General features: G+C 47.1%; 14 protein-coding genes. 6 read left to right on the forward strand and 8 right to left on the reverse strand.

Translation table 11 applies throughout. From position 1 onward, the window contains the following. Positions 1-34: 34 nt before the first annotated feature. Positions 35-1,861: an AMP-dependent synthetase/ligase gene (locus tag strainIA91_RS00715; RefSeq protein WP_400167174.1), complete on the forward strand. Its 1,827-nt coding sequence runs from the start codon at positions 35-37 to the stop codon at positions 1,859-1,861. Between the two features lie 63 nt (positions 1,862-1,924). Here strainIA91_RS00715 and strainIA91_RS00720 read toward each other — a convergent pair whose 3' ends face one another. After that, positions 1,925-2,890: a 1-aminocyclopropane-1-carboxylate deaminase/D-cysteine desulfhydrase gene (locus strainIA91_RS00720; protein ID WP_400167175.1), complete on the reverse strand. Its 966-nt coding sequence runs from the start codon at positions 2,888-2,890 to the stop codon at positions 1,925-1,927. A 63-nt stretch (positions 2,891-2,953) separates the two neighbouring features. Between strainIA91_RS00720 and strainIA91_RS00725 the strand changes: the two genes are divergently transcribed. Together strainIA91_RS00725 and strainIA91_RS00730 are read left to right on the forward strand one after the other, a co-directional pair. Continuing rightward, positions 2,954-3,772: an SDR family NAD(P)-dependent oxidoreductase gene (locus tag strainIA91_RS00725; protein WP_400167176.1), complete on the forward strand. Its 819-nt coding sequence runs from the start codon at positions 2,954-2,956 to the stop codon at positions 3,770-3,772. A 51-nt stretch (positions 3,773-3,823) separates the two neighbouring features. Continuing rightward, positions 3,824-5,614, forward strand: a complete 1,791-nt coding sequence (locus tag strainIA91_RS00730) for a sodium:solute symporter family protein (RefSeq protein ID WP_400167177.1) — start codon at positions 3,824-3,826, stop codon at positions 5,612-5,614. Here the strand turns inward: strainIA91_RS00730 and strainIA91_RS00735 are convergent. The 3 genes from strainIA91_RS00735 to strainIA91_RS00745 are packed head-to-tail and all read right to left on the reverse strand — an operon-like array spanning position 5,611 to position 9,511. Further along, positions 5,611-7,065, reverse strand: coding sequence for a CCA tRNA nucleotidyltransferase (locus strainIA91_RS00735; RefSeq protein WP_400167178.1), 1,455 nt, complete (start codon positions 7,063-7,065; stop codon positions 5,611-5,613). The genes strainIA91_RS00730 and strainIA91_RS00735 overlap by 4 nt on opposite strands. After that, positions 7,062-8,345, reverse strand: a complete 1,284-nt coding sequence (locus tag strainIA91_RS00740) for a hypothetical protein (protein WP_400167179.1) — start codon at positions 8,343-8,345, stop codon at positions 7,062-7,064. Before strainIA91_RS00740 ends, strainIA91_RS00735 begins: the two co-directional genes overlap by 4 nt. After that, the gene (locus strainIA91_RS00745) at positions 8,342-9,511 is read right to left on the reverse strand and encodes a hypothetical protein (protein WP_400167180.1); all 1,170 of its coding nucleotides are present in this window, start codon (positions 9,509-9,511) and stop codon (positions 8,342-8,344) included. Before strainIA91_RS00745 ends, strainIA91_RS00740 begins: the two co-directional genes overlap by 4 nt. 112 nt (positions 9,512-9,623) lie before the next feature. On the opposite strand from strainIA91_RS00745, the gene strainIA91_RS00750 reads away from it, so the two are divergent. Next, positions 9,624-11,552: a RecQ family ATP-dependent DNA helicase gene (locus strainIA91_RS00750; protein WP_400167181.1), complete on the forward strand. Its 1,929-nt coding sequence runs from the start codon at positions 9,624-9,626 to the stop codon at positions 11,550-11,552. Between the two features lie 83 nt (positions 11,553-11,635). Further along, positions 11,636-13,735 carry a penicillin-binding protein 1A gene (locus strainIA91_RS00755; protein WP_400167182.1) on the forward strand — a complete coding sequence of 700 codons (2,100 nt, stop codon included), beginning with the start codon at positions 11,636-11,638 and terminating at the stop codon, positions 13,733-13,735. On the opposite strand, the gene strainIA91_RS00760 is transcribed toward strainIA91_RS00755, so the two are convergent. Genes strainIA91_RS00760 through strainIA91_RS00775 form a run of 4 tightly spaced genes read right to left on the reverse strand, consistent with a single transcriptional unit; the run spans position 13,732 to position 20,485 of the window. Beyond that, positions 13,732-14,412, reverse strand: coding sequence for a carbohydrate-binding family 9-like protein (locus strainIA91_RS00760; RefSeq protein WP_400167183.1), 681 nt, complete (start codon positions 14,410-14,412; stop codon positions 13,732-13,734). The two genes, strainIA91_RS00755 and strainIA91_RS00760, sit on opposite strands and share 4 nt — an antisense overlap. Then, on the reverse strand, positions 14,412-15,656 hold the full coding sequence (locus tag strainIA91_RS00765) for a GNAT family N-acetyltransferase (protein ID WP_400167184.1): 1,245 nt from the start codon (positions 15,654-15,656) through the stop codon (positions 14,412-14,414). Before strainIA91_RS00765 ends, strainIA91_RS00760 begins: the two co-directional genes overlap by 1 nt. Continuing rightward, complete coding sequence (locus strainIA91_RS00770; RefSeq protein ID WP_400167185.1) at positions 15,643-19,104, reverse strand: putative LPS assembly protein LptD; 3,462 nt, start codon at positions 19,102-19,104, stop codon at positions 15,643-15,645. Before strainIA91_RS00770 ends, strainIA91_RS00765 begins: the two co-directional genes overlap by 14 nt. Positions 19,105-19,150: 46 nt before the next feature. Continuing rightward, complete coding sequence (locus strainIA91_RS00775; protein ID WP_400167186.1) at positions 19,151-20,485, reverse strand: replication-associated recombination protein A; 1,335 nt, start codon at positions 20,483-20,485, stop codon at positions 19,151-19,153. A gap of 168 nt (positions 20,486-20,653) precedes the next feature. Here strainIA91_RS00775 and strainIA91_RS00780 point away from each other — a divergent pair, with 168 nt between their 5' ends. Continuing rightward, positions 20,654-21,076: a hypothetical protein gene (locus tag strainIA91_RS00780; RefSeq protein WP_400167187.1), complete on the forward strand. Its 423-nt coding sequence runs from the start codon at positions 20,654-20,656 to the stop codon at positions 21,074-21,076. Positions 21,077-21,135: the final 59 nt, after the last annotated feature.

Genomic DNA, 21,135 nt, shown 5'->3' on the forward strand with positions numbered 1-21,135 from the left:
ATCCTTCACACATATATCCGAACAGGAGGGAACGATGACAAACGAACGTAATAAGCTGACGGTTATCCCTGATTTTTTTAATGAATCCCTGAGCCGGAATCCGGACAGAAATGTATTCTATGAAAATAAGGGAGGGAAATGGGTCTCTATGACCTATCGCGAAGCGGCTGACCGCATTGAGCTGATTGCCTTTGGCCTCAGACGTCTGGGACTTACCAAGGGAGACCGTGTGGCCATTCAATCGGAAAACCGTTCTGAATGGACACTTACCGATTATGCCTGTGCCCATTTTGGGTATGTCAGTGTGGCTGTTTATCCCACACTTCTGGCACCCCAGATCCAGTTTATTCTCCAGGATTCAGAAACCAGTGCCGTGATTGTTTCCACCCGGGAACAAGCGGAAAAAATTATCTCAATTAAAAAGTCCCTGCCTTCTTTGAAATCCATGGTGGTAATGGACGATGAACCCTTTGATGAAAAATGGATTATTTCCTTTCGTGAGCTGCTGGATATGGGCCGGGAACAGAAAAAGGATTCTGGCACCACCCTGGTAGAAGAAGGGAAAAAAATCATGAAGGATGACCTGTGGACCCTGATTTATACATCCGGAACCACAGGCAATCCCAAAGGTGTGATGCTAACCCATTACAATCTGGTATCGGATGTGACATCCACCTTTGATATTGTGAAATTTGAACGGGGTTGCCGATGGCTCTCCTTTTTGCCCCTGAGCCACAGTTTTGAGCGAGCCGCTTCTCATCTTACTTTCTGGCTTGGATCGGAAATTTATATTGCCGAAGATATTCTGAAAGTCCCGGAATATCTTAAAATCGCCCGCCCCCACTACCTGGTCAGTGTTCCGCGCCTGTATGAAAAGATCTTTGCGAAAATCACCAATCAGATCCATGACGCGCCTGCAACAAAACAGAAAATTTTCAGCTGGGCCAGTCGTGTGGGACGTGAAGCAGCCTCAAAATACCTGGTGAAGGGGAAAAACCCCTCCGGTATGCTGGGAATTCAATATGGGATTGCCAAAAAACTGGTTTTTAAGAAAATCCAGGATGCCTTCGGCGGAGAACTTCGTTTCTGTGTTTCCGGCGGGGCTCCACTGCCCAAAGAAATCGGCGAATTTTTTGCCGCCGCCGGAATTATCATCCTGGAAGGTTTTGGCCTGACCGAAACATCTCCCGTCACCAACGTGAACCTTCCCGATGATATCCGCTTTGGTAAAGTCGGTCCCACCATTTCATGCTGTGAAATGCGTATAGCCGATGACGGAGAAATTCTTTTCAAAGGCAGCAATATCATGAAGGGCTACTGGAACAATCCGGAAGCCACAGCGGAAGCTATTGATGAAGATGGCTGGTTCCATACCGGAGATATCGGCATGGTGGATGAAGACGGTTTTCTGAAGATCACCGACCGAAAAAAGAACCTGATTGTCACCTCCGGTGGTAAAAATATTGCACCTGCCAATATTGAAAATCTTCTGGGTCAGTCTCCCTATATTGATCAGATTGTGGTGATCGGAGACCGCCGGAATTATCTGGTAGCTGTGATTGTCCCAGCCCAAGATGTAATTGAAAAATGGGCACAGGAAAAGGGTTTTACCGAACCCTATGAAGAGATCCTGAAAAAAAAGGAGCTCAAAGATTTGATCGGTGAAGATATTGCCACACGCCAAACTGCCCTGGCCCGTTATGAGCAGATTAAGAAGTTCCTCCTCATTCCCGATGCATTTACCATTTCAAGCGGTGAGCTGACACCCAGCCTGAAAATCAAACGGAAAGTAGTGGAAGAAGGGTACAAAAAAGAGATTGAAAGTCTTTACAAAGAGAACAATATGAACGGACTGATGTAATCTCTATACACCATACACAATATCAAAAAGCATCCGATATCGGATGCTTTTTTTTTATGAGTACTATTCAAATAGCTGAATATTTCCACCGGTATGGATAAACAGGACCGCTTCACCCGGGGAGATGATGCCTTTATTGCAATAGTCAAGTAATCCTGAAGCCCCTTTTCCTGTATAGACGGTATCCAAAAAGATTCCTTCACGGGAAGCAAAGTGTTGAATGGCTTCCCGGCATGCCGGGGTGGGTATGCCATATCCTTCACCGATATAGGCACCGTCTGTATGGACCTGCTTCGGATCCACGGATACATCCATCAGAGCTCCGGCCTGCGATGCAAGGGTGAAAACATTTTTTGCCAGCTCTTTTTCGGGAACGTCCACACTGATGCCGGTAATCCGGCCGTCCCAGTCGCTTATGGCCTGACCCAATACCAGTCCGGCCTGGGTTCCGGCCGACGAAGAGGCATGAATGATATGGCGGATAGGGACATTTGATTGTTTTATATCCCGGAGGATTTCGTCAAAACCGGCGGCATATCCCAGGGTACCGACGGGTGTGGAGCCCCCCGGCGGCATAAAATAGACCCTTCTTCCACGGGCTGTCAGTTCGTCGTACAGCTCCTGTGCCCGGCGTTCACGCTGAGAACGGGGAACATGATATATTGTGGCATTCAGCAAATGGTCTATCAGAAGATTTCCTGTGGGGTGATCCGGTTTTTCACCACTCAAAACGAGAAACACATCCAAACCGTAGCGGCTACCTACGGCAGAGAGTATGCGGCAAAAGTTGGACTGGTTGGCCCCAATTCCAATAAGGCTGTCACACCCTTTTTGCATGGCATCGGCAATCAGGAAATCAAATTTCCGTGTTTTATTTCCACCGAATCCAAAACCGGTCAGGTCATCCCGCTTGATCCATAGTTCACATCCGGTTTCCTCCGATAGCCGGTCCAGCCGGTGGCATGGTGTGGGCAGCAGACTGATTTCAACCCTTGGAAAGGGGGCGAGTTTCTTCTGAATGATGCTCATATTCACCCTTTATTTTTTCAATAATCTATGTATTTTCCGGCAGAAATCACAAAGGGGGTTTTGATGGCGAAAGAGGTTGCCTGGATTACCGGTGCCACAAGTGGAATCGGCGCTGCGTTTGCGGAATATTTTGCTTCCAGGGGATACAATCTGGCGCTGACCGGACGCCGGGAACCCCAATTAAAAAAGCTTGCCGACATGCTGAAGGAAAAATACGGATGTCAATCCCGCCTTTTTCTGGGTGAGTTGTCTGATGAGACGGTTGTTTCAGGTATTGAAGCAGCTCTTCGGAATGATACAGATGCCCGGGTCTTGGTCAATAATGCAGGATTTGCTTCATACGGTGGTTTTCATGAAAGTGACCTTTCAATCCACCGGCGCATGTTGTCGGTCCATTGCGATGTCACGGTTCGTCTGACTCATGCCGCCCTGGCGCCCATGCTTGCCGCGAAAAAGGGAACCATTATCAATGTGGCGTCTCTGGCCGGTTTTTTCCCCTATCCCAACCATACCATGTATTCAGCCACGAAGACTTTTATGATCAATTTTTCCGAATCCCTTGGGATCCGCTACCGGCAGGAAGGTGTGAAATTTATGGCTCTCTGTCCGGGAATGACCATCACCGATTTTCATACCCGTATGGGACTGAATGCAGATAAGGTTTATAAAAAATCCGGATTGGAAAAAGCTCTGACAGCTCAGGAGGTGGTTCAAAAAGCGGTCCGCTGCCTTGAAAAGGGAAGACTGGTATGCATTCCCGGCTGGAACAACCGGATTTTGAAATCAGGATCCCGGCTTGTGCCCCGGAAAATCTTATATAAAATTATGCGGTCCTGGATCGAAAAACGCCGGAATCATCCGGATTTTAAAACCCGGCATTAAACAGATTTTCGAAATGCCCTGATGATTGAAACCGACCTAAGGAGATTTGACATGACTTTACTGGATGCCTGGATCATTGTAATCTATCTGATCGGTGTTGTTTTACTGGGAATTTTTATTTCAAAAAAAGCCGGAAAGGACCTAAAAAACTATTTTCTAAGCGGAAACCGGGTCCCCTGGTATTGGCTCAGTGTCTCCAATGCGTCCTCCATGTTTGACATCACAGGAACCATGTGGGTTGTGTATGTGATGGTTGTGTACGGGATGAAAGGCATCCTTTTGCAGTGGCAGTGGCCTATTTTCAACCAGATTTTCATGATGGTATACCTGGCGGTCTGGATCCGGCGGAGCAATGTCCTGACGGGAGCAGAATGGATGGGTACCCGTTTCAGTCGCCGGGGAGGTGAATTTGCCCGGCTGGCTGTGACGCTTTTTGCCTTCATTTCCGTCATTGGTTTTTTAACGTACGCCTTTCAGGGAATCGGTAAATTTGCCGCAACCTTTCTCCCCTGGGATTTCAGTCCGGATACCTATGCCATCCTCTTTATGAGTGTTACAGCTATATATGTGGTTGCCGGGGGGATGTACAGTGTGGTCTTTACCGATGTGATTCAGTTTGTTCTTCTGGGAGCGGCAGGTATTGCTCTGGGAGTTATCGCCATGCACCGGATTGATGCCGGAGAAATTGCCCGGCTTGTCCCCCAGGGATGGGATACCCTCCGCTTTGGTGCCCGGTTGGGAATAGACTGGAGCGAATCCCTGCCTTCAGCCCAACAGCGAATCATGACGGATGGGTGGGAATTTTTCAGCATCATACTGATGGGACTCCTGTTTAAAGGATTTCTGGTAAGCAGCGCGGGTCCATCTCCAGGATACGACATGCAGCGTGTTCTGGCAACCCGAAATCCCAGGGAAAGTGCCCTCATGAGCGGGATGGTGACGGTTTCACTGATCCCGCGCTGGATTATGATTGCTGGGATTTCCCTGATGGCTGTCAAATTTTTTATTCCCGAAATGCTGGCGATGGGTGCCGATGTGGATTATGAACAAATTTTACCCTTTGTGATCCGTCGTTTTCTTCCGGCAGGACTCATGGGCATTATTCTGGCCGGTCTTCTGGCAGGGTTTATGTCCACCTTTGACAGCACGGTAAACAGCGGTGCTGCCTATCTGGTTAATGATATCTACAAACGTTATATCAATCCTAAAGCTTCTGATAAAAAACTGGTACTCATGTCCTACGGCGCGTCACTCTTTCTGGTACTGCTGGGTATTTTGTTCGGACTCATGGCTGAATCCATCAATGAAGCCATGATGTGGATTGTCTCCGGACTATGGGGTGGGTATGCTGCCCCGAATATGTTGAAATGGTACTGGTGGCGTATGAATGGCTTCGGCTTTTTCTGGGGGATGGTAAGTGGTATGGCCGCCGCCCTGTGCCTGCCTCTCCTGATTCCCGGACTTCATCCACTGGTGACTTTTCCCATTGTTTTCGGACTCTCACTGGCCGGTACGATTGCCGGAAGTCTGCTGACACCAAAAGAACCGGATGAAATTTTGTGCGATTTTTACCGGACAGTGAGACCCTGGGGTTTCTGGAAACCTGTGAAAGAAAAAGTCCAATTGGAAACACCCGGGCTGAAGCCTTCTTCTTTTAGGCGGGATATGATGAGTATCTGTATCGGCATTGTGTGGCAATTAAGCCTTGCGGCCGTGCCTGTTTACCTGGTTATGAAATATTGGGGTCCCATGCTGATATGGCTTGTCGTCGCCTTGATTACAACGGGTCTGCTTAAAGTGGTTTGGTATGATAAGTTGGAAAAAAAATCTTCCGGAACTTAAGGGTTACTTTTCCCGGAAAGAGCCTTTTGGGCTTTTTCCAACACCGTATCTTTGTGATCGACAAGCCAGGCTTTTGCGGCTTCATACTCGTTTGGAATTTCTCCGTCCAGAATGGCATTTTCAATCAGGGATTTTATTTTTCCTACCAGGGGTCCTGGTGGAATAAGATAAAATTCCATGAGCTCCTGCCCCCGCACCGGTGATTGAAATGCTCTCAGCCTGTCCTTCTCTTCCACCACCTGTATCCTTTTTTCCACCTCATCAAAATTATTCTGATATTCCCGGATCTTTTCCGGGTTTTTCGAGGTGATGTCTGCCCGGCACAATGTCAGTAAATCGTGGATGGAATCCCCGGCTTCAACCCGCAAACGACGGACAGCACTGTCGGTCACTTCATCACCGGCGATGGCAATGGGACGCAGATGAAGACGAATCAGCTTCCGGATCTCCTTGATTTGTCGGATCGGCAGTTTCAAATGCCGCCCGATGGTTTCAAACATTCGGGCTCCCACATCCTCATGGCCATGAAAGGTCCATCCCTGATTGGGAAGAAATCGCTTTGTCGGCGGTTTGCCTACATCATGAAAAAGTGCCGCAAGGCGGACCGTCATACTATCGGTCATTTTGCATACGTTATCTACCACTTTGAGGGTATGGTAAAAAACATCCTTATGCCCATACCCGTTTTTTTCTTCCACACCCTTCATTCCGCTTATTTCCGGCAGGATCAACGGCAACAGGCCCGCATTTTCCATGAGAATAAATCCCATGGATGGCTGCAACGCCATCAGTATTTTTAACAACTCATCCCGGATGCGCTCCATGCTGATCATCTGAATGCGTTCTGCCGTTTTTTTGATGGCATTGAAGGTGTCATCTGAAATTCGGTATTGAAATCGGGTGGCAAAACGGATTGCCCGCAACATTCGCAACGGGTCGTCGAAAAAGGTCTCTTCAGGATCAAGAGGAGTCCGGATCACCTCCACTTTCAGGTCCCGAATTCCATTAAAGGGATCTTTAAATTCACCATAGTGATCTGGGCGGATATCTACAGCCATGGCGTTGATGGTAAAATCCCGGCGCCGGAGATCTTCCGTTAGGTCTGTGAATACAACATCCGGTTTTCGGGAGTCTGAACGATAGGTCTCTTTTCTGGCAGTGGCAATTTCGATCTGAATATGTTTATAGGGAATCATGGCTGTACCAAATGGGTGGAATTTCACCACAGGCCTTGCATGGAGAGCCCGGGCAACCCGGTCAGCAAAATCCAGACCATTCCCGGTCACCACAATGTCAAGATCGGTTACAGGACGACCCATAAAGGCATCCCGGACAATCCCTCCCACAATATATGTTTCAAGGTCTGCCCGCCGGCCTTCTTCGCCGATGAGATGTAAACAGTCAATAAGTTCTTTCTGATCCTTCAAAAGGTGGTCGATATCGATTTTCATGTTTCCCGGAATAGTTTGATCCGATACAAAGACCGTTGCAACAAGGGCGGTCCAACCAGCAAATTTAGAAAAACCAGCAGTGTAAAGACAGTACAGAGTTCCTGAAGGTGAGAAATGCCCGGGAAGGATGATACAATTGAAATGAAGCAAAGGGTCAGACCGCTTTGGGATACAAACCCTCTGGACAGGGGCCGGACGGAGGAAGATTCTTCATTCCATCGGCGGAGGATCAGTTCAGTTGAAAAACGCAGGAAAGCATATCGCATCATGAAAAGTACAGCCAGGATGGGCATAAGCGGTACAATGAATGACCAGCGGATTCCCGCCGCTGTCAGGGTAAAGAAAGCAACAAAAAAGGGCAGGGAATGCCGGCTGATATCTTTGATAAATCCTTTACCTGGGCTTGAATGGTGGCGAACAATGGCACCGGCTATCATAAAAGATAGAATCAGCTCCGGCATGTATATGTCCCCATTGCCGTAAAGGACAATGATGAAAATGACAAGAAAGAAGATAAGTTCTCCCCTGAAATGTTTTAAAAAGAAACGAAGAAGCAATCCCATAGCGGCGGAGACAAAAATCACACTGAACAGGTGAATGGCAAACGTTTGAAAAGCCTGAAGCCATCCAGGACCTTTGGTGGTCATGGCTTGCAATAAGATTCCATGTCCCAGAAACGGGAGGATCAGGATCATACCGGTCAAGGTAACGGTATTCAACACCAGGGCTTTGATGCGTACAGGAGCTACATTTTCTCTGTTTACCGAAAGAACTACCGCCGGAGATCCTGACGCCAGGACAAGGGTTGTGAACAGGATGTAAAAGGGAGCGTGGGAACCTTTTAAAAAGGCAAACTGGTGAAATACAACCGGGAGAATAAGGAAAAGGAGGACGGTACCCCATAAAAGTGCTCCCAGCTGTACTGCCATAAGGAGTGGGACTTTTTTGGAGAAATCCGGATAAACCTTTAATTCAAGACGTCCTCCGGCAAGAAAAGCCATGATCATATAAACTGTGAAACGAATAAATTCAAGGGATTCAAGATCCGAAACTGTGATAAGGTTCACCCCTTCAGGTCCCACAAGCATACCATAAAGGACGAATCCCGTCAACATCGGCAGTGTTTTATTTTTAACTGAACGTCCGATAACCCATCCTGAAACGAGGATCAATCCCAGGAGTATGGAAGGGTTGAGATCGGTCGGCAGGTTCAGATACTGGGACAGATATTGGGAGCCGACCGTCAGTCCGGTAAGTATGAGAATAATCAGAAAACTCATCGGTGTACCTCCCACTGAATCAGGAGGATCATGAGAGCATATCCGGCAATATAGGCAAGACCAAGTCCGCCTGAAATAATGCCCGAGCAGGCAGATGAAGAGATCAGATGGAGATGGACGGCAATGGCCGGAGTTAAGACACCCAGCGGAATAAGAGATGTGAGAATGGGCCGGATCTCTTCCACCTGCAGGACCTGCTTCGTAAAAAAGCGACGGAAAGACCAGCGGTTCAGGATAAAGCGTAGTAGTATCAAACCGGGAACAATGGCCGGTGTAAGCCAGGGGTGCAGTTTAAGAGAGAGTCCTGTGTAAAAGAGAAGGAATAGAATCACCGGCCGGACAAGCGGCTTGAGGCTGTCCTGAATCTGCTGTTTCCAGAATCCGCCCGATGAAATAACCATCCCCGATACCAGATTCATCAACAGGGGATTAAAACCAAAAAAGTAAGACATTCCCGAATTGATCAGTAAAAGACTTAAAAGCCAGATGAGCATTCCTTCACCCTGGCTGACCCGCTTGATCCCCATATATACCAGGCGTCCGGTCACCAGGGCGATTAGCACCTGAGCCACAAGGTTCAGTATGAAGTGAGGCATCGAGGTGCTGATTCCCATGGGGGAAAGAATCCCAAAAAGGATAATGGTAAAAAGGCCGCTTAAACCGGAAACCGTTTTGAAAAGAAAAGCAAAAGAGGAGGAGTGTTTTCTGAATTTCTTTAGAAACAGCAGGGATGCGGAAGAAATCTGGGTCAGGGCAAGGGATAGATAGATACCGCCGATAAGAATTTCCCATGCCGGAAAATGAACCAGGTAAAGAAGCATATAAGATGCCGCCAACATTCCGGTGAACATGAAAAAAGAGTGAAGAGCTGCAAAACGTTTGACATTCACATCGAAATATCGGATATCCCTGAATCCAAAAAACAATCCCCAGTACAGCCCTTGAAAACCCAGACTGAATTCCAACAAAGGCAAAGTTTGAACCGTTAATGCATCAGTCATCAGATCCAGTCCCGAAACACCCACATAAACACCTGCCATAAAGGGAATGGAGATGATTAAAAGCTCCCGGAAAATTTCACGGGTTGCTTCAGTACGGACACAGAAAATTCTGAGAAAAAGAAAAACCAGGAAAAAGGTCACACATAAGATAAGAGGCGTTCCCATAAATAAATTTATCTAACTGCTTTCAGGCCTGCAATGTGAATATTCAAAACATACAATATAGAAAAGAATGAATAAAGTTTAATTTGTTGGGCAGGGTTTTTATTTTACATATATGGACATTTTGGAGAAAACACTGAAAGAACGCTTCCATCTTCCTGGTTTCAGGCCTCTCCAGCGTGACATTATTGAAGGGATTCTGGAGGGTAAAAATGTGATTGCGGTGCTGGCAACAGGCGGGGGGAAATCCCTCTGTTTTCAATTGCCGGCCTTGCTGATTGGGCGACTCACCCTGGTAATCACACCTTTGGTTGCATTGATGGAAGATCAGGTGAAACGTGTGATGGAACTGGGAATCGCCGGAACTTATATTTCTTCGGTTCTGGATGAGGAGGAAAAAAGATCCCGCTTACGGTGCCTTGCCCGGGGAGAGTATCAAATCCTCTTTATTGCACCGGAGCGATTGCCGTCCAAATCCCTGAATCAAGCCCTGCAATATTGTCCGCCCTACTTCATTGCCATTGATGAAGCCCACTGTATTTCCCAGTGGGGACATGATTTCAGACCCTCCTACATGGAAATAGGTCCCTTTGTACAACGTTACATGATTCCGTATAGGGCGGCTTTCACCGGGACCGCCACACGGGAAACGATTGAAGATATGAAAAGATCTTTGGGATGGGAGAAAGCTCTGGTGTTGAAAGCGACTTTTGACCGGCCCAATTTGAAATACATGGCGTATTCATTTAAAAATTCCCTGCTCAAACGCAATGCTTTAAAACGGATTTTGAGGGGAATGAGGGGAGCTGGTGCCATATACTGCTCAACCCGGAAAGATGTGGAACAAATACACACTATGCTCAGGATGTGGGGTGCTGATCCCTGCATGTATCATGCCGGTCTTTCTCCTTATCTTCGGAAAAAATCACAGGCTGATTGGATTTCCGGACGTAAACCCCTCATGGTTGCCACAAATGCCTTTGGTATGGGTATAGACAAGGGGGATGTCCGTTTTGTCATCCACTATCAAATTCCCGGAAATCTGGAGAATTACTATCAGGAAGCCGGCCGGGCAGGACGGGATCGCCAGGATTCTTTCTGCATTCTTTTGTATACGGCTGAGGATCAGGAGATCCAGGAATTTTTTCTGTCAGGTCACACCTGGGATCCCCTTATGCTTGAAGATGCCTTTAAGGAAAAGCGAATCCCGGAAAACCTTCCGGAATACGTAAAGCGGGTTTTATCTGAAACGCTATACCCTGATGAAACAGACATACATCGCCTTAGACAGGATTTGAAAAAGCTGAAAGTATATGCATCACTTCAGATGGAAAAATTTGAGAAAATGAAGGGGTATGTATTGGAAAATCGTTGCAGGAGAAAAGCCATCCTGGATTATTTTGATGAAGCATCTTCCCTGAAAAACTGTGGCGGATGTGATGTGTGCCTGTCGTGGTCTCCGGACGATTTGAAAACCGATTACCTTGTGGTTAAAAATGATTTAAGGGATGAAATGGATTTGGCACGACAGCTTTACTCCCGGTTCAGCACACACAGGTTTTATGTTGACGCATTTCATTTCAGACATCGATCCATGATTCGTTGCATTCTGAATCATGGCGAACAAAATGGTCTGGTGCGGGAAATGATTCCGGGCCTTTGGATGACGGCTCCTGCCTTCAAAAGAGAACGTTCCAAAGATATGGGTGATTTGACTTTAAAAAACTTTCCCGGGCTTATTATCCGGGCGAAGAAAGTCCGAAAGCTGGTAGGACAACAACGACTGGAAACCCTGGTAGAAATGCTTCCGAAGTGGTTTCTAAAGGGTATAGGCCGGAAACGTTACCGGAAAATCCTTGAGACCCTTGTGACGGAAGATGAAATTCGTATGCTTCTCTTTCCCCTGAAAGAATCTGTTATTGAAGATGTTTTGAAGGTGTTTGAGCTGCCAGAAGGATGTCTTCCTCCACGAAAAAAACATCTTTCTCAGCTTTTAGCCTGCCACGGAATGGCACCGGAGGATCAGGATCTTTATCTGAAGTGAAGGACATAAACGGAACAAAAGTTTATTCAAACCGTTGGGATTAAATTGAAATTCAGGTATATTTGTCCATGAAGAAAACATCCATGAAGAAATTAATATATCGATACTTCATCTATTCGCTGCTGATCATGTTGTTCGGCTTGTTTCTCCTTCTGGGGGGATATTTTTACCTGAGTCGGGATTTACCCGGCCTGGAAGAGCTTGAACGTTTTGAACCGGAACTAATTTCCCGGGTATATGCTTCGGACGGAACAATTCTGAAGGAATTTTACACACAGCGCCGGGTACTTATTCCTATTGAAGAAATTCCCACCCACGTTGTAAATGCCCTGTTGGCGACGGAAGACAGGGACTTCTATGATCACTGGGGGATGAACGTAAAACGGACCGTCAAAGCCTTTCTTGTGGGATACGGCGGTGCGTCTACCATCACGCAACAGCTTGCACGGACACTTCACCTGAATCTTGAGCGGACCTATATCCGCAAACTGAAAGAATTGATCATTGCCATCAATATTGAACAGACCTATACAAAAGATGAAATTCTGGAAATGTACCTGAATTCGGTCCACTTTGGTCATGGGACGTATGGCATACAGGCGGCGGCCAAGCTTTACTTCAACAAGGATGTTCAGAATTTAAATCTGGATGAAGGGGCCATGTTGATTGGATTACTTCCTGCCCCTGCCCGCTTTACGCCTATCCATTATCCCGATGTGGCCATTCGGCGGAGAAATCTGGTCCTCCGGAATATGGTTATCACCGGTAAAATCAGCAAATGGGATTATGCCAATGCACTGAATCAAAACACATCAGTGGCACCCCGGCGGGAATCCCTGGGAATTGCCCCGTATTTTACAGAGTATGTTCGGCAGGAAATTTCAGATCTGGGTGATCGCTACAATATCAACATTTACCGGGACGGACTGGAAATATATACAACTCTGGACAGCCGGATGCAGTTGATTGCCGAGGAAGCTCTTCAGAACCATTTGCGTTATCAGCAGAAGAAGCTGGACCGCCGGCTTTTAGCCGACCGTGAGGAGATGATTGGTTTGTTGGGGATTTCCGCCGATAGTGTAAACCATCTCTCCAACGATTCTCTGTTTCAAATGCTCGCCAAACGCCAGCGTGTGGTTCAGGGCAGTTTCTTTGCCATCGATCCGGAAAACGGTGCTATTTTAGCCATGATCGGCGGCCGGGATTTTGAAGAAAGTAAGTTCAACCGCGCCGTACAGGCCGAACGGCAGCCTGGATCTGTTTTTAAACCCTTTGTCTATACAGCTGCTGTGGATAACGGCTTTTCACCGTCAGATCAGGTGTTAAATCAGCCGGTAGTCATTATTGAAGCTGACGGGACCCGGTGGACGCCCACCAACTATAACGGAAAAACCGGTGGACTCGTGACGATGCGAGAGGGTATCCAATGGTCTACGAATCTTGTATCAATCCGATGGGCTCAAAAGGTGACACCTGCCGTCGTCAGGGATTATGCCCGGAAAATGGGACTCACGACCCGTATTGATGCGGTTGAATCCATTTCTTTGGGAACATCTCCTACGCGCTTATCTGAACTGGTGGCTGCTTATGCCGTATTTCCCAACCAGGGTGTATGGAATAAACCTTTTGCCATCACCCGCGTCCTGGATCGAAACGGACACGAAGTGTACCACAGTCCCCGGGATACCCGGGAGGTCCTGAGCCGCGAGACAGCTTACATCATGACTGACCTGCTGCGTACTGTTGTAGATGCCGGTACAGGTGGCAGTATCCGGTGGAAATACCAGTTTACCGGTGTACCCGCCGGAGGAAAGACCGGAACAACACAAAATTTTACCGATGCTCTTTTTGTGGGATTTACAAAGAATCTATGTGCCGGGACCTGGGTGGGCGTGGATGATCCCCGGGTCTCTTTAGGCGAAGGTCAGGCCGGGGCTGTGGCTGCCCTGCCGATATGGGCCACTTTTATGAAAAAAACATACGATGAACTGGAACTGCCCGTGAAGGATTTTAACATGCCTCCCGGCGTTCGTTCCATTGAAATCTGCTCTGAAACAAAAAAACTTCCAACTGAATATTGCCCCACAACCACCGAAATTTTCAATGTGCGCTATGCGCCTAAAACACGCTGTACCGTCCATGGGAAAAACAGCTCCCGTTCAAACCGGGGTGTGGATTTTTAAGGTTTTTCGAATTGTAAAAGACCGAAGGCATCAGGCCTGTGAAAGTTTTTCTCCGGTAAATGTGTCCAACTAATCCAATGGGGATGGGATGTTTCATCCCCGCATTTATAAAAATTGGCCTTCCAGATTTGTGTGAATGTATCCTGTGGCAAAGGTGTGTACCGTTGAATCAGATCAAATGGAATCATAAAAGCAAGTTCCCAAAAAAGGGGTGTTGTGATTTCCTCGGGAACAAGGGAAGGAAGAGTACTTTGCCGATGTACCATGTCCAGCTCTTCCCGTGAGAGGATGTCGTAATCGATACGTTTTCCGTCTTTTTTTTGTGGATTCCGGATATAGTAACAGAGCAGATTCCCGCCGCAACTAAATTCAAAATTAAAATATCCTTTTGACACAGCAGGTTTCAGGAAAAATTCCACACAGCTGTCCTTGCTGACTTTTGCCTGGTAACCATCCTGTACACAGCGGACATAGCGGTCGTCGACAGAAAATTTTCCATATAACGCCTGGTGATCCCTGAACAGGCGGATTTTTACATGAGGGATGTGATCACTGCTTTCGGGGCGGATCTCCCGGAGTGTCACCGGTAATATATTTTCCCAGTTCAGGGGATCCAACAGATCGCCCGGATTACTGATGTGTTTGAAGGGGACTGTGAGGATCGGTTTGGAATTCATTAAAACTCCCAGTTGAAATGAGGTGTTGGCAGGTTAAAGGCATGATCCAGGCGGGATATGAGTGAAGGATCTCCTTCCAGGGATTCACTTACCTGAAGGACTGAGGCAGGGCGAACGCCAAGCCACATCCGTGAAAAAGCATTGACTGAACAAACCAGAGTTGGCAGAGAGGGATCTGTTTTTCCCTTATCCGCCCTGCAGTTTTTCCCCAGGTGTACCTGATATTGCCCACTGCATCCCCGCCAGTCAGAATCCTCCGGTAAAAAGGATTCCACCGGGTCAGTTAGCTCCAGATTGAAATCGAAACCGGGACATGTCAGGTGGGTACGTTTCAGTGTTTCTTCCAGGTTCAGAATTCGGATCTGGAAAACCGAGATGGCTTTCATGGTGGCCTGGTGGGGAGAATTCCGGGTAATGGAACGATGATAAAAAGGTCTTTCCAGGAAATCCTGAATTTGCACATGAGGCGGTTCAAGAAGGGTTACCGAATGAATCTGATCTCCCATGCTTCGAAGGAGGGACAAGAGTTCAATCAGCTGTTCTTTGGTTTCGTAAGCCATCCATTCAACTTTAAAAGGGCCCTGTTCTTTTCCTTTTCCGGTTAACCAAAGATGGTGTGTCAGTCTGCCTTGTGTATCTCTGAAACCCAGGCCAAAACCGGTTTTTTTCCACAGGAGTTCTGCATGTGTGTGGAATTTCGGCAGAAGAACCCGTCCGTGGGATGGCAGGTGACGGCGCCGGTTTTCGTGAATGTCCGCAACATCTTCAACCGTCAGGCGGACAGGTGTTCCATAAGGCGGCAGTTTTCTCAGGGATGCCGGCTGGAATGTTACAATGTGCAGATATCCGGCACTTCCAAAACCCAGGGTATTGTAAAATCCCTGTTCAAACATCCCCAGTGTACTTATATGAGCTCCCCGGCCTGCTTCTTCCGCCAGACGAAGTGCCGTAATTTTCCGGGCCAGTTTGAGTTTCCGGGAAACAAATCCCGTGAGTACGGCACCTACAACCGAAAGATCCAAAGTCGAATTCCCATGCAACAATTCCCCGGAAAGGGTGGATACCATGGATTCTGCGTGTCCGTTCACCTCGCCTACGGTGGTTCGTGCTTTCCCCAGCAGAAGTGCCATGGCTTCTTCATTTTCACATTCCATCCAACCTGCTTCTTCCCATATCCGGCGGATATCGGAAAAATCCCGATCATGTTGATATGGACGGATAACAATGGTTTTATCTCCAGACATTGGCCTGTCGTCCTTCCCTTTTTTCCAGTTTCAAGGCATCACTTAAAACAGATGATTTTACGTTAACCCGAAGGTAAAAACTCTTTACTGACGATGTGGGAGTCCAGTTCAGACTCATTTCCCAACAGTGGAGGTCCCTCTTTAATGATATATATTGATACGTAATTTTTTGGTTGATCACATTAATGTTCAGGGTATAATCCAGAGACCAGTTTGGGCTGAGATTGGCTGAAAAACTGGTATTCAATGTAAGATTTTTACTGGTCTTATCCGGATTTGTAGCAGAGTAGTTATAGCGGATGCTCACCCGGGCCTGCCAGTCTGAAATACTCTCGTCATGCCGGGTACCCGTTGTATCCTGATTTCCCTTTTCCCTGAACTGAAAGCCCGTGTCAAAGCTGAAATGAGTGAGTCTGGGAATGGTTTCAAAATCATTGATTCGCCGGTTATTGATGGTATCGTACCGATAGGGATCCATGCGGATATTTCCGCTGAACTGAAGATTGCCGGGTAAACGGGATGCTCTGTAGGAGACATTGACAGGGCTCCATTTGAGGGAATCTGCATTGAAATTATAATTTCCGTTCAGATTCAACGTTAAAAAATCATATTTGTTGAATTTTTCCGGATTTGTTTTATCGGAAAATTTTGCTGAGAACTGATTTCCCACAGACCAGTTCATGGTTCGTGAGTCCCTGGAGGGTGTTTTCCCTAAAAGAGTTGACGAAAAATAATCATAAGTCACCGGATCACCTTTGGTATCGGTCCCCTGGAAGACATAATTCGGGTTGTTGGAAATATCCGGGGTATAGGCAAAGCTCACCGACGGACTGATGACATGTCTGAGAGCCTGAAAATGGCCGGCATGAATATAGAAAATTCCGTAGAATTTGGAGGAAAGACGAAGATTTGCTGAATAGACTGCCCGGCGTTTAAAAGCCTTTTGATCTTCCAGGATTATGTGGCCCGTACTATCCAGAAGAGCCCTTCCGTCCTCTGATAGCCGGGGTGCTTTATATTCAAAAACCCATCCTTCCTGAATGTTGAGTCCGGGAGAAGTTGTCAGCCAATTAAAAAATTTATGATTCAATGATATATTTCCCTGATGAATCATTCTGCTTCGCTGGTCATCCAGAAAGGTGGAATCATTTTGCAGTGTATGGGTATATCGGTTTTGAAAATTGGTTGAGTAGTTATAAGTAAGGGTGTGATACCAGCGTTGGGGATCTGTTGCTTTGGACTTCTTGAAAATCTGGCTGGTGCTTTTGGAGAGGGATATTTGAGGTGCGGAAGCCTGGACATTCCCTGTGATGAGGTCTTCTGTCCGGGAGGCGTTCATGGAGAGTCCCATATCTCCGATTCGTGTGGAATACGTAGCATTTGAGATGAGTTTCTGGTTCAGCCGCTCATCCAGTTCAATGCCGGTTTGCTGATAATAGGACCGGTCATTGGTATAGGAACCTGAAATATTGAGTCTGGAGGATTGGCCAAGGGTCTGCTGGTGGGTCAGGGCAATGTCGTATCGCACCTGTGGGCGTTCTGCCAGAAAATTGTTGTTATAACTGGTCCGGATTTGTCCATTCAGTTTGTATCTCAGGGCATAGCGGGTTGTGTTGTTGATTTTGATTCCCTGCAAATCGAAAAAATCGAGCTGAATTTTTGTGTCCATATAATCGTTGGGAGCCCAGTAATAACCGGCGCCTTTCAAATACCATCCCGAAATGTTGGATGTCCCGAAGGTAGGCATAAACCATCCGCTGTGCCGTCGTCCCTTTTTATCAGGGTATACACCGAAGGGAAGGTAAAAGACAGGGATATTCATAATCCGGAGGACCAGGGGTTTGGCAATGACCACTTTGTCGGGAATCAGTTTCATGCGCCGGGATTCAATCCAGTAATGGGGATCTTCTTTCAGATCGCAGGTTGTGTAACGGGCATAGTCCACATAAAAGGGTTTGTCCTCCCGTTTCTGGATTTGTCGCCCGGTATAGAAACCATCTTCCAGGGTTGTTGAACCGTAGACAGCCCTTCCGCGCCGGGTACGAAAATTGTAGTACAATGCCTCCCCATACATCGGGTCTGCCGTGCCCTGAATAAATTCCGGGATACTCACAAGGCCGGTATCGGTTTCCTGTGGCAAAGCATAGAGCATCTCTGCATTCCAGTCTACCCGGATGGTATCCGATTTAAGATGCATGTTTCCATAATCCAGCTCGGCATGATGAATAAGATCGGTCATATCAGCCATCATGTGGTAATGGATCCTGTCGGCTTGGTACACCAGGTTTGTATCCATGCCCGCTTCCGTGGGATGGGGATAAAAAATCCCCGATACATCCCGGATTACCCGAATCAACATCAGCGAATCGTTTCGAAACAGCATGTGTACCGTATCACCACTGGCGTGATTGAGCCCCTGAAACAGTGAATCTCTGAATACATGATAATCAGATTCGGCCATTCCCTTCATTTCCAGAGAATCCACTTTATTGAACGGATTAAACCAGATCCACAGATCACGTCCCGTAAGTGTGCTTGTGAAAACCACCGAGCTATCTGAAACCTCTGTTTTATAAATTCCCTTCCGGTCTGTTTCCATTACGGCGTGTCCTGAAACATTCAGAGAGTGCAGGGTATCCCCCTTGAAGGAAAGTTTTAAGTGGTCTCCGCTAAGCCTGTTTTCTTCGTAAAAAACCCGGGGATCTCCCTTAAAGAGAGCCATCCCCTCCTTGTCGGAAAAGTTCAGGGAATCGCTGTAAATTTTCAGGGAATCTCTGAGGACCCGTATATTTCCCAATCCTTCAAAAATGCGATTTTCCGTGTTTCCGGACAGACGATCGGCATATACCAGCAACCGTCCGTCTCCCTTATCGTCGTTCCGGATAAAGACGGGGTTGGCATTGCTGAACATATCATTCTTGTCCACATCATACCGGATATAATCTCCTGTCAGCAGCATATTTCCGGTTGAATCGGTCACAACAGCATTTTGATAATAGTGGATGATTCGCGAAGGGTAGTCGTAAAATACCGAATCGCTTCCGGATTGCATGAGTGTATCCCTGATCAGGATATTGCCTTTGCCGGTATAACGGTTTGTCTGAAGGTCGGCATGTACCGTATCTCCTTCCAGGATACGTTCTTTATAGCGGATATAGCTGCGCTCGGGGGAAAAAAGCCGGTCTGTATCTGTTTGATATTCGATTCTTTGGCTTATTACCCGGGAAATAGTATCCCAAACAGTCACGTTTCCCCTGAGAATCAACAGGCCTTTATCTGGATAGTGCAGGGCGTCATCACAGGTTATATGGATGGCACCTTTTTGAAACCGCACATCCTGTTCCAGATGGAGGTATGTCTCCCCGTCCTGCTTTACATGGTGGAGTTCCTCAGCATGTTTCAGTATCAAAGGTTCTACTGCTCCGGACAAGGGGTGGTTCAATCCCATGATCAGGATAATAAAGAGTCTGGTGAGGCTCGTATTTAAAAAATTTTTACTTATCGGAATCAAAACGATCAGGCCACAAATGTTTCAGTCGTTGCCGGATATATTTCTCATATCCGTTTTCTGTAGGATTATAGACAGGTAACCCGGCATGCTGATCCGGAAGATAATTTTGCCTGGCAAATCCCCCGGTATCGTGGGGATACTGGTAATTTTTGGCATAATCCATTTCTTTCATGAGGGATGTGGGGGCATTGCGCAAATGGAGGGGGACATTTTGAAAACCGGTTTCCCGGACAAAATCCTGTGATTTTTTAATACTCAGATAGGCAGCATTGCTTTTGGGAGCAGAGGCGAGAAAGGTTGTCACCTGGGCCAGGATGATGGCAGCTTCCGGCATTCCAATGGCATGGACCGCCTGAAAACCGCTGACAGCCGTCGTGAGTCCCAGGGGTTCCGAATTGCCGATATCTTCCGATGCCAGGATAATCAGGCGCCGGGCAATAAAAAGGGGATCTTCACCGCCTTCCAGCATCACAGCCAGCCAGTAGACCGCCGCATCGGGGTCGCTGCCCCGGACGCTTTTAATAAAGGCTGAAATAGTATCGTAATGATAATCGCCTGTTTTATCGTACAGCAGGTTTTTTTCCTGAAGGGCATTTTCAATATCCTCACGGGATATGGTGAGTTTTTTGGCTCCGCTTTGCCGTGAAAGGGTCATTTTGAAACAGAGTTCCAAAGTATTCAGCATCTTTCGGGCATCGCCCCCTGCATTGCGAAGCAGGAAGTCTTTGTTTTCACGACTCAGTTCCAGGGAATACTTCGAAAGGATAATATCTGAAGTCAGAGCTCTGCTTAAAAGAGTTTCCAGCTCTTCAGATGAGAGAGGTTGCAGTTTGAGGACTTTCATTCGGGAAAGGAGGGGCGAGATAACTTCAAAGGAGGGATTTTCCGTTGTGGCACCGATCAGTACCAGGCTCCCGTTTTCAACAGCATGGAGCAGGGCATCCTGCTGGGCTTTATTGAAGCGGTGAATTTCATCGATGAAAAGGACCGTTTTTTTTCCCATGCTCATGTTGGTCTCGCCGCTTCTGATCAGGTCCCGGACATCTTTTACGCCGGCGGTGACGGCACTGATTTCATGAAACTCCGCCCCGGCGAGACCTGCCATCAAACGGGCCAGGGTGGTTTTTCCCGTCCCAGGGGGACCCCATAAAATCAGGGGAATAATCTCCCGGTTCCTGAAAAGCCTGTTCAGGATTTTCCCCTCGCCGGTGAGATGAGCTTGTCCCACCAGATCGGTAAAACGGGCAGGACGCATCCGGACGGCTAAAGGGGGTAGTACACGCTGATTTTGTGAAAAAAGTGTCTCTTCGGCCATCATGGCAAAATTACAATGATTCCGCTTCTCAGGACATGATTAAATGACAGGGTTGAATGACCATCAGAACCACTGTAAGGTGTGGATAAAAGGGGAACTATGACGGTGGACACACGTCTTGTGAATAATACTTGTTTTCTTATTGGGACTCACTTATATTGTATCGTTGATATGAAAAAACTTCATCGGAAATACATCCTGAGTGTGGCAGCCATCCTGCTGATGGCCTGGAGTAGTGCTTTTGCATGGAATGGTCTCGGGACTTTTGATGCCTATATTCAAAACGGCAAAATCGTTGTGGAATGGCAAACAAAACATGAAGAGAATGTGGATCATTTTGTGATCCAACGTAGCATGAACAGCAACGATTCCTATTATGATCTGGCAAAAATCGAGCCCCACGGAAATGGTTGGGCTTATATTTATATTGATGAAAAAATCCTGGGGAAGTCAGCCAATATGGTGTATAACTACCGGCTGAAAATTGTTTTCCGGGATAAAAGCATCGCTTATTCCGACCAGTCTGTTCAGGTCGTCATGGTGGTGTCCTCTCTCCAGCACACATGGGGCAGTATCAAAGCGATGTTTCAGTAATTATTTTTGTTTTTCTCATTATTCCCGTGTATCTTTTTCTTTAAGAGTATAAATTTATG

This window comes from Candidatus Neomarinimicrobiota bacterium, assembly GCA_041154365.1.
GTDB classification, from domain to species: domain Bacteria; phylum Fidelibacterota; class Fidelibacteria; order Fidelibacterales; family Fidelibacteraceae; genus Fidelibacter; species Fidelibacter multiformis.